Origin of the sequence: Pseudomonas frederiksbergensis (genome assembly GCF_003732705.1) — a bacterium.
Lineage (GTDB): Bacteria > Pseudomonadota > Gammaproteobacteria > Pseudomonadales > Pseudomonadaceae > Aquipseudomonas > Aquipseudomonas frederiksbergensis_F.
In genome coordinates, this window is the sequence record NZ_MOBR01000041.1 from 133,670 (window position 1) to 143,158 (window position 9,489).

The 9,489-nt window shown below is 56.6% G+C and carries 3 protein-coding genes and 2 rRNA genes; 2 read left to right on the forward strand and 3 right to left on the reverse strand.

From position 1 onward, the window contains the following. Positions 1-7 precede the first annotated feature (7 nt). Positions 8-3,418 (forward strand): non-ribosomal peptide synthetase, encoded by a 3,411-nt coding sequence (locus BK667_RS28245; protein WP_123599547.1) that lies wholly within the window; start codon positions 8-10, stop codon positions 3,416-3,418. 22 nt (positions 3,419-3,440) lie between these two features. Then, entirely contained in the window at positions 3,441-3,908 is a 468-nt protein-coding gene (locus BK667_RS28250) for an SRPBCC family protein (protein ID WP_123599548.1), read from the forward strand. Positions 3,909-3,965: 57 nt separating this feature from the next. Here BK667_RS28250 and BK667_RS28255 read toward each other — a convergent pair whose 3' ends face one another. The 3 genes from BK667_RS28255 to BK667_RS28265 form a co-directional block, all read right to left on the reverse strand. Then, positions 3,966-5,846, reverse strand: coding sequence for a methyl-accepting chemotaxis protein (locus BK667_RS28255; protein WP_123599549.1), 1,881 nt, complete (start codon positions 5,844-5,846; stop codon positions 3,966-3,968). 305 nt (positions 5,847-6,151) lie between these two features. After that, positions 6,152-6,267: ribosomal RNA gene (gene rrf, locus BK667_RS28260) — 5S ribosomal RNA — on the reverse strand. Positions 6,268-6,423: 156 nt separating this feature from the next. Then, positions 6,424-9,315 (reverse strand): 23S ribosomal RNA (locus tag BK667_RS28265). Between the last annotated feature and the right edge of the window lie 174 nt (positions 9,316-9,489).

Below are 9,489 nucleotides of genomic sequence, written 5' to 3' on the forward strand. Positions count from 1 at the left end.
GAACATCATGAGACGTCTCGACATTGTGCTTATAGGGCAGAGCCAGGCCTTGACCGACCTGGCGCTGGAGCTCGAACAACATGGACATTCACTGGTGCGCCTGACAGTGGTCGGTGAGCCGGGGTTGGGCAACGTCGACTTACTGATCGACGATGCCAGCCTGGCCTTTACCGACTTCGGCGATGTGCCGCGACTGACGCTGCAGTTGGGTGTCGGTGGATCTACTGGCCTGCCAACCCTGGACGTGCTGTGCAGCTACGGTTCGACGCTGTTCACTCGCGTGCCGATTGCCGACGAGCCATCCGGCAATGGCCAGGCATTACGCCTGCGCGCAGTGGCGGAACTGGTCGATCACGTGGCGCTGCTGGTCAGCCGTTTTTCCCGGGATGCCGAGTATTTTTTATCCGCTGACCCGACGGCGCCCGCGCACTTCGAGCGAGTAGAAAATCTGCTGTTTCTTGAGCACCTGGCCTTCGTTCATCAACTCAACCTCACGGAGCATCCTGAGCTACTGCAATTGGGCCAGATCCCGATGATCGAGCGGCTTGAACAGCGCTTTATCCAATGCGCCGATCGTCCTGCACTGAACATCGCCGGCACGTCTCTCAGCTATCGCCAGGTGCATGCCCACAGCCGAGCGATCCAACAGCGTTTGCAGACGTTGCTCGATCAGCATCAGGGCTCGCTGGTGGTCGGTATCTGTCTGCCCAAATGCAGCGCGTTGTATGCGGGGATTCTGGCGATTCTCGGCAGCGGCGCCGTGTACCTGCCGCTGGAACCGAGCCATCCGCTGCAACGTCAGCAGTACATTCTGGAGAACGCCGGGGCGGTGTTGTTGCTGCATGACGGTGAGCATCCGCTGGCCGACCAGATGCCGGGACTGGACATCAGCCGTATCGACGTCGATGACGTGGATCTCGAGCGACCGTTGATGCGTGAACGGCCCGCGCTCGATGCGCCGTGCATGGCGCTCTACACCTCGGGTACCACCGGGCATCCGAAAGGCGTGTTGCTCAGCCAGGCCAATCTCGCGCACTTCACCGCGTGGTACGCCGACTATGTGCAGCTGACTGAACAGAGTCGGGTGTTGCAGTTTTCATCGCTGAGTTTCGACTCGTCGCTGATCGATATTTTCCCGACGTTGCTACAGGGCGCCGAGCTGATCGTGCCCAGCGATGACCAGCGCCGTGATCCATTGCAACTGGTGGCGCTGATCCGTCATCAACAACTCAGCCACGCCTTCCTGCCGCCAGCGCTGTTGAGCATTTTGCCGCTGGATCAGTTGCAAGTGCTGGATCACGTGATGACCGGCGGCGACGTTTGCGAACCCTACGTCATCGAGCAACTGACCCGTCAGGGCAACCTCTACAACCTCTACGGCCCGACCGAAGCCACGGTGCTGATCACCGCGCGACAACTGCGGCCCGGCGACAACAACCGCACCCTCGGCGGCCCGATTGCCAACAGCCAGGTGCTGATTCTCGATGAAGACTTTCAACCGGTGGCCGAGCAGACCGTCGGCGAGTTGTACATCGTCGGCCCAGGAGTGTGCCTGGGCTACCTGAACAACCCGCAGCAGACCGCCGAACGTTATCTGGACCTGAACCTGCCAAACGCTGAACGCCTGCGCGCCTACCGCACCGGCGATATGGCGAAGTGGACCCGCGACGGCATCGAACTGTGCGGGCGGCGGGACAATCAGGTGAAGATCCGCGGCTTCCGGGTCGAGCCGGAGGAGATCGAACGCTGCCTGCGGGACAGTCAGTTGTATCGGCAGGTGGCGGTGGTCATCGACAGCCAGCGACGGATTCTGGCGTTCCTCGCCCAACCCCAGGAAGACCAACCCGGTGCTGCTCGCGAAGCACTGAAGTCCCACGCCGTGCAGTTTCTGCCGGATTACATGCAACCCGGCGCGTGGACTGAATTGGAGAGCATGCCATTCGCCAGTAACGGCAAGGTTGATCGCAAGGCGCTGCTGACGCTGCCAGTGAACGTACTGGAGAACAGCGCCCGGCGCCTGCCGGCGAGTGCCGATGAAGAACTGTTGCTGCATATCTGGGCCGAGTTGCTGGAACTGCCGGCGAGCGATATTTCCACCGACGAAAGCTTCTTCAATCTGGGTGGTCACTCGATTTTGCTGTCGCGGATGTTGCTGCGTCTGCGTGAGGAGTTCGGGCGCAGCATCTCGATCAACCGCTTTATCGAGCTGCCCACGATCACGAAATTGGCGACGCTGGTCCGTGGCTCGGGCACCGAAGAAGTGCTGAGCGCGCAGGCCATGGCCGATGCCTTCCGTGAACTGGATGTGCAGCCATTGCCGATCAGCCGTATGGGCGATGTGCACAAGGTGATCGTCACCGGGGCCAACAGTTTTGTCGGCGTGCACATCGTCGAAGCGCTGCTGGCGTGGGGCGCCACTGAAGTCGCCTGCCTGGTGCGCGATGGTGGCGGGCAATCAGCGGCGCAACGCTTCGCCCAGGCATTGCGCGAGAACCGTCTAGAGCATTTAGACCTGCATCGGGTGCGGATCTATGCGGCCGATATCACGCGACCTTTTTTGGGACTTGCAGCGGATGTCTACGAGCGACTGGACCGGGAGTTCGGGGCGTTGGTGCACAACGCGGCCAACGTCAATCACGTACTCGATTACGAGTCGCTGGCGCGGGACAACGTCGAGCCGATTTTCGAGTGCCTGCGATTGTGCGAAGGGCGCAGCAAAAAGATCTTCAACTTCGTCTCCACGCTCTCGGCGTCCAGCACGATTTCTGACGATGGCCGAGTGCTGGAGTTGCCCGCCGCACAGACGCCACCGATCTACATCAAGAACGGCTACAACCTGTCCAAATGGGTCGGCGAACGGATCCTGGAGCGGGCGCGGGAGCGCGGCGTGCGGGTCAACCTGTATCGCCCCGGCAACATCAGTTTCAACAGCCTCACCGGCGTCTGCCAGCCGCACAAAAATCGCTTGATGCTGATGCTCAAGGGTTCGATCCAGCTCGGCCAGGTGCCGGAGTTCTCGCTGAACTTCGACCTGATGCCGGTGGACTTCCTCGCCCGTTTCATCGCCTTCCATGCCAGTCGTTATCAGCCGGAACACGCGGTGTTCAACCTGCACAACCCCGAACCGCTGAGCTGGGATGCCTACGTGGACTCGTTTCGCGAAGCCGGTCGGGAATTCTCGATGGTCAGCGTCGCCGACTGGCAGCAGCAACTGGGCCGGGTCGACAGCGACAACGCGCTATTCGGCGTGCTGGGTTTCTACCTCAACGGCTTCGAAGAAGACATCGGCGACATCTCGATGATCGGCCACGACAACGCTCAGGCCGGCGTCCGGCAAATGGGCGCGCACTACCCGCAAAAATCCCCGGCGCTGCTGCGTCGCGGCTGCGATTACCTCAAAGAAATCAACTTCATCTGAACCACCCAACTGGAGCAAGACCATGAAAACCCTGCAACCCGATACCCTGATCCAAAACCCTCACGGCTGCCACGTGGCGTCTTCGGTGGACGTGCCGGCGGACGCTTGGAAAGTCTGGGCCGTGGTCGGCAACTTTGCCGGCTTCGATCAATTCATCCCGGCGCTGTCGCACATCGAAATGACCGGCGACGGCGTGTCGTCCCTGCGCAAGAAATTCTTCAAGGACGGCAATCTGGTGGTCGAGCAACTCAACTCCCGGGACGACCACGCGCTGAGCATGACCTGGACCACGATCTACAACACCTTGGGTGTGGCCAATTTGTGGGCGGCGATGAATGTGGAATCCTTGGGTGCGGGCAAGTCCCGGGCGACGTGGACCATCATCGCCGAACCTGCCCAGGGCGGCGCTGAGGCGTTGCCAGGGTTCAAGGATTTCGTGCAGGGGTTTGCCGATGATGCGATGAATAATGTGCTGAAGTTGTTTGCGTAAGGCATGAAAAAGCCCGCTGTGGAGGTGATCCGCAGCGGGCTTTTTTACATCGATGGATCAGATTTTGAAGCTGTCGACCAATTGCTTCAGACGGTTGGCCTGCAACGACAAGGCATCGCAATCCTTCAACGTTTCATTGAGGTTGGCCACGCTTTGCTGGTTCAGCAGGTTGATCTGGTTGACGTCGACGTTGAGGGTCTCCACCACCGCGGTCTGCTCTTCGGTCGCCGCGGCTACCGACTGATTCATGCCGTCGATTTCGCCGATGCGCTGGGTCACGCTGACCAGGCGCAAACCTGCCTGGTTCGCCACTTCAACGCTCTCTTCGCTGGAGACCTGGCTGGCGTTCATGGTGGTCACCGCTTCGCGAGAACCGATCTGCAGCGAAGTGATCATCTTGTGGATCTCTTCCGCCGACTCCTGGGTGCGATGGGCAAGGTTACGCACCTCGTCCGCCACCACCGCAAAACCACGCCCGGCTTCACCGGCACGGGCCGCTTCGATGGCCGCGTTCAGTGCCAACAGGTTGGTCTGCTGGGAGATGCCTTTGATCACATCCAGAATGTGCCCGATGTTGTCGGTGCTGGCATTCAGGGTTTCGATCTGGGTGCAGGACAGGCTGATTTTCTGCGACAACTCGGTCATGGCCAGAATGGTTTTTTCCACCACCTGACGACCGTCATCGGCCTGCTCGCTCGCACCGCTGGCGTGCTGCGAAGCATCGGCGGCATTGCGGGCGATTTCCTGGGTCGCGGCGCCCAGCTCGTTGATCGCGGCAGCCACACTGTTGGTGCGGGCGCTTTGTTCGTCGGAACCGATGATCGAGGCGTTGGATGAGGCCATCACGCGTTGCGACAGGTCGTGGACCTGACGGGTCGCCGAGGATACTTCGGAAATCGAAGCGTGAATCCGCTCTACAAACTGGTTGAAAGCACTACCCAGCTCACCGAATTCGTCTTTGCTTTCCACAGCCAGACGACGGGTCAGGTCACCTTCACCCTGGGCGATGTCTTTCATCGCGCGGCCCATGGTGGTCAGGGGACGCATCAGCACGTTGATCAGCAGGCTCAGCAGCACTGCGATGGCGCTCACGGCGATAAACATCGCGATCAGTGCCGAGGTACGGAATTGGCTCAGCGGTGCGTAGGCCTTGTCCTTGTCGATCGACAGACCGATGTACCACTCGGCATTCGGCAAACCGGTGACAGGGGTGAACGAGAGGATGCGGTCCTGCTTGTTCAGGGTGACGTCCTGATTGCCCTTCTCGATGCGTACGCCGGCGTTCGGGTAGATGTCTTTCAGGTTCTTCATCACCTGGTCTTTGTCCGGACTGACGATCACCTGACCGTCGGCGCTGATCAGGAACGCGTGACCGATGCCGCCGAAGTCGACCGAGTTGATGATCTTGACCAGGGTTTCCAGGCTCAGGTCACCGCCAACAACGCCGAGCAGTTCGCCGTTCTTTTTCACCGGCAGGGCGATCGTCACCACCAGACCACCGACCGCAGCCATGTAAGGCGGGGTCAGCATGGTCTTGTCGGCAGCGACGGCTTGTTTGTACCAAGGGCGCTGACGTGGGTCATAGCCGTCCGGCATCTTCGCGTCCGGGCGCTGGGTGAATACACCGTTGGCCTGGCCGACGTAAGTGAACTGGAAGTTCGAGGTGAAGGCCGGTTGATCGACCAATCCTGGCAGATCGACATTCGCACCCTGGTGGGCAACGTTCTGTGCCAGGTTCTCCAACACCAGCACACGGCCACTCATCCAGTTCTGAACGCTGCTGGCGGTCAAGTCGCCCGCTTGCTGTACTGAGGATTCGAGATTCTGCCGGATGGTGTTTCGCTGCAAATAGTCGTTGTACAAAGTGAACAACGCGAAAGCCAGCACCACGACGCCTGAAGCGGCCAGCAGGATTTTATGGCTGAACTTGAGATTCATTTCATGGGACTTCTTATGCAAAAAGTGGGGATGCGTTCCGGATTGCAACATTCCATGTAACAGCGCAGACGGCTTTCTGAGGCCGCTCTACTTTGGTGCACGCATGTCTCACCAGTCTTTCGGCACGAGCGGGAGAAATCTTAGGGGATTGTCTGAAATGGTTGGGATTCGCAGCGGATTCCCGCCGAACGGCGTGCTAGAGCTTCCGGGTTAGCTTTAAGCCCTTTCCTGTCGTGTGAAGTTTTACCTGCTCCAAAACGACAAAACCCCTGTCTGCATTAGCAGACAGGGGTTCTGGAATTCAATCTTGACGATGACCTACTCTCACATGGGGAAACCCCACACTACCATCGGCGATGCATCGTTTCACTGCTGAGTTCGGGATGGGATCAGGTGGTTCCAATGCTCTATGGTCGTCAAGAAATTCGGGTACTGAGTCGTGGCCAGTTGGCCTCGCTTCAGCAAATTGGGTATGTGATAGCTTTGTGTGTTTTTTTGCTGCGAACTTTCGGTTCATTGCGTCTTCACACACCGCAACCTGATGCTCTTTCGAGTAGTCAAATTGCTTGGGTGTTATATGGTCAAGCCTCACGGGCAATTAGTATTGGTTAGCTCAACGCCTCACAGCGCTTACACACCCAACCTATCAACGTCGTAGTCTTCGACGGCCCTTCAGGGGACTCAAGGTCCCAGTGAGATCTCATCTTGAGGCTAGTTTCCCGCTTAGATGCTTTCAGCGGTTATCTATTCCGAACATAGCTACCCGGCAATGCCACTGGCGTGACAACCGGAACACCAGAGGTTCGTCCACTCCGGTCCTCTCGTACTAGGAGCAGCCCCTCTCAAATCTCAAACGTCCACGGCAGATAGGGACCGAACTGTCTCACGACGTTCTAAACCCAGCTCGCGTACCACTTTAAATGGCGAACAGCCATACCCTTGGGACCGGCTTCAGCCCCAGGATGTGATGAGCCGACATCGAGGTGCCAAACACCGCCGTCGATATGAACTCTTGGGCGGTATCAGCCTGTTATCCCCGGAGTACCTTTTATCCGTTGAGCGATGGCCCTTCCATACAGAACCACCGGATCACTAAGACCTACTTTCGTACCTGCTCGACGTGTCTGTCTCGCAGTCAAGCGCGCTTTTGCCTTTATACTCTACGACCGATTTCCGACCGGTCTGAGCGCACCTTCGTACTCCTCCGTTACTCTTTAGGAGGAGACCGCCCCAGTCAAACTACCCACCATACACTGTCCTCGATCCGGATAACGGACCTGAGTTAGAACCTCAAAGTTGCCAGGGTGGTATTTCAAGGTTGGCTCCACGCGAACTGGCGTCCACGCTTCAAAGCCTCCCACCTATCCTACACAAGCAAATTCAAAGTCCAGTGCAAAGCTATAGTAAAGGTTCACGGGGTCTTTCCGTCTAGCCGCGGATACACTGCATCTTCACAGCGATTTCAATTTCACTGAGTCTCGGGTGGAGACAGCGCCGCCATCGTTACGCCATTCGTGCAGGTCGGAACTTACCCGACAAGGAATTTCGCTACCTTAGGACCGTTATAGTTACGGCCGCCGTTTACCGGGGCTTCGATCAAGAGCTTCGCGTTAGCTAACCCCATCAATTAACCTTCCGGCACCGGGCAGGCGTCACACCCTATACGTCCACTTTCGTGTTTGCAGAGTGCTGTGTTTTTAATAAACAGTCGCAGCGGCCTGGTATCTTCGACCGGCATGGGCTTACGCAGTAAATGCTTCACCCTCACCGGCGCACCTTCTCCCGAAGTTACGGTGCCATTTTGCCTAGTTCCTTCACCCGAGTTCTCTCAAGCGCCTTGGTATTCTCTACCCAACCACCTGTGTCGGTTTGGGGTACGGTTCCTGGTTACCTGAAGCTTAGAAGCTTTTCTTGGAAGCATGGCATCAACCACTTCGTGTACTAAAAGTACACTCGTCATCAGCTCTCGGCCTTAGAATCCCGGATTTACCTAAGATTCCAGCCTACCACCTTAAACTTGGACAACCAACGCCAAGCTGGCCTAGCCTTCTCCGTCCCTCCATCGCAATAACCAGAAGTACAGGAATATTAACCTGTTTTCCATCGACTACGCTTTTCAGCCTCGCCTTAGGGACCGACTAACCCTGCGTCGATTAACGTTGCGCAGGAAACCTTGGTCTTTCGGCGTGGGTGTTTTTCACACCCATTGTCGTTACTCATGTCAGCATTCGCACTTCTGATACCTCCAGCAAGCTTCTCAACTCACCTTCACAGGCTTACAGAACGCTCCTCTACCGCATCACCTAAGTGATACCCGTAGCTTCGGTGTATGGTTTGAGCCCCGTTACATCTTCCGCGCAGGCCGACTCGACTAGTGAGCTATTACGCTTTCTTTAAAGGGTGGCTGCTTCTAAGCCAACCTCCTAGCTGTCTAAGCCTTCCCACATCGTTTCCCACTTAACCATAACTTTGGGACCTTAGCTGACGGTCTGGGTTGTTTCCCTTTTCACGACGGACGTTAGCACCCGCCGTGTGTCTCCCATGCTCGGCACTTGTAGGTATTCGGAGTTTGCATCGGTTTGGTAAGTCGGGATGACCCCCTAGCCGAAACAGTGCTCTACCCCCTACAGTGATACATGAGGCGCTACCTAAATAGCTTTCGAGGAGAACCAGCTATCTCCGAGCTTGATTAGCCTTTCACTCCGATCCACAGGTCATCCGCTAACTTTTCAACGGTAGTCGGTTCGGTCCTCCAGTTAGTGTTACCCAACCTTCAACCTGCCCATGGATAGATCGCCCGGTTTCGGGTCTATTCCCAGCGACTAGACGCCCTATTAAGACTCGCTTTCGCTACGCCTCCCCTATTCGGTTAAGCTCGCCACTGAAAATAAGTCGCTGACCCATTATACAAAAGGTACGCAGTCACCCAACAAAGTGGGCTCCCACTGCTTGTACGCATACGGTTTCAGGATCTATTTCACTCCCCTCTCCGGGGTTCTTTTCGCCTTTCCCTCACGGTACTAGTTCACTATCGGTCAGTCAGTAGTATTTAGCCTTGGAGGATGGTCCCCCCATATTCAGACAAAGTTTCTCGTGCTCCGTCCTACTCGATTTCATGACTAAGAGATTTTCGCGTACAGGGCTATCACCCACTATGGCCGTACTTTCCAGAACGTTCCGCTAATCTCAAAGCCACTTAAGGGCTAGTCCCCGTTCGCTCGCCACTACTAAGGGAATCTCGGTTGATTTCTTTTCCTCAGGGTACTTAGATGTTTCAGTTCCCCTGGTTCGCTTCTTAAGCCTATGTATTCAGCTTAAGATACCTAACTTATGTTAGGTGGGTTCCCCCATTCAGACATCTCCGGATCAAAGTCTGTTTGCCGACTCCCCGAAGCTTTTCGCAGGCTACCACGTCTTTCATCGCCTCTGACTGCCAAGGCATCCACCGTATGCGCTTCTTCACTTGACCATATAACCCCAAGCAATCTGGTTATACTGTGAAGACGACATTCGCCGAAAATTCGCAATTACTCACAAATTTTACCTTAGCCTGATCCCACACCAGTGAAAGTGTGGTCCAGTCTATCTTTCTATCACATACCCAAATTTTTAAAGAACGATCTAATCAAAGACTAGAAATCAA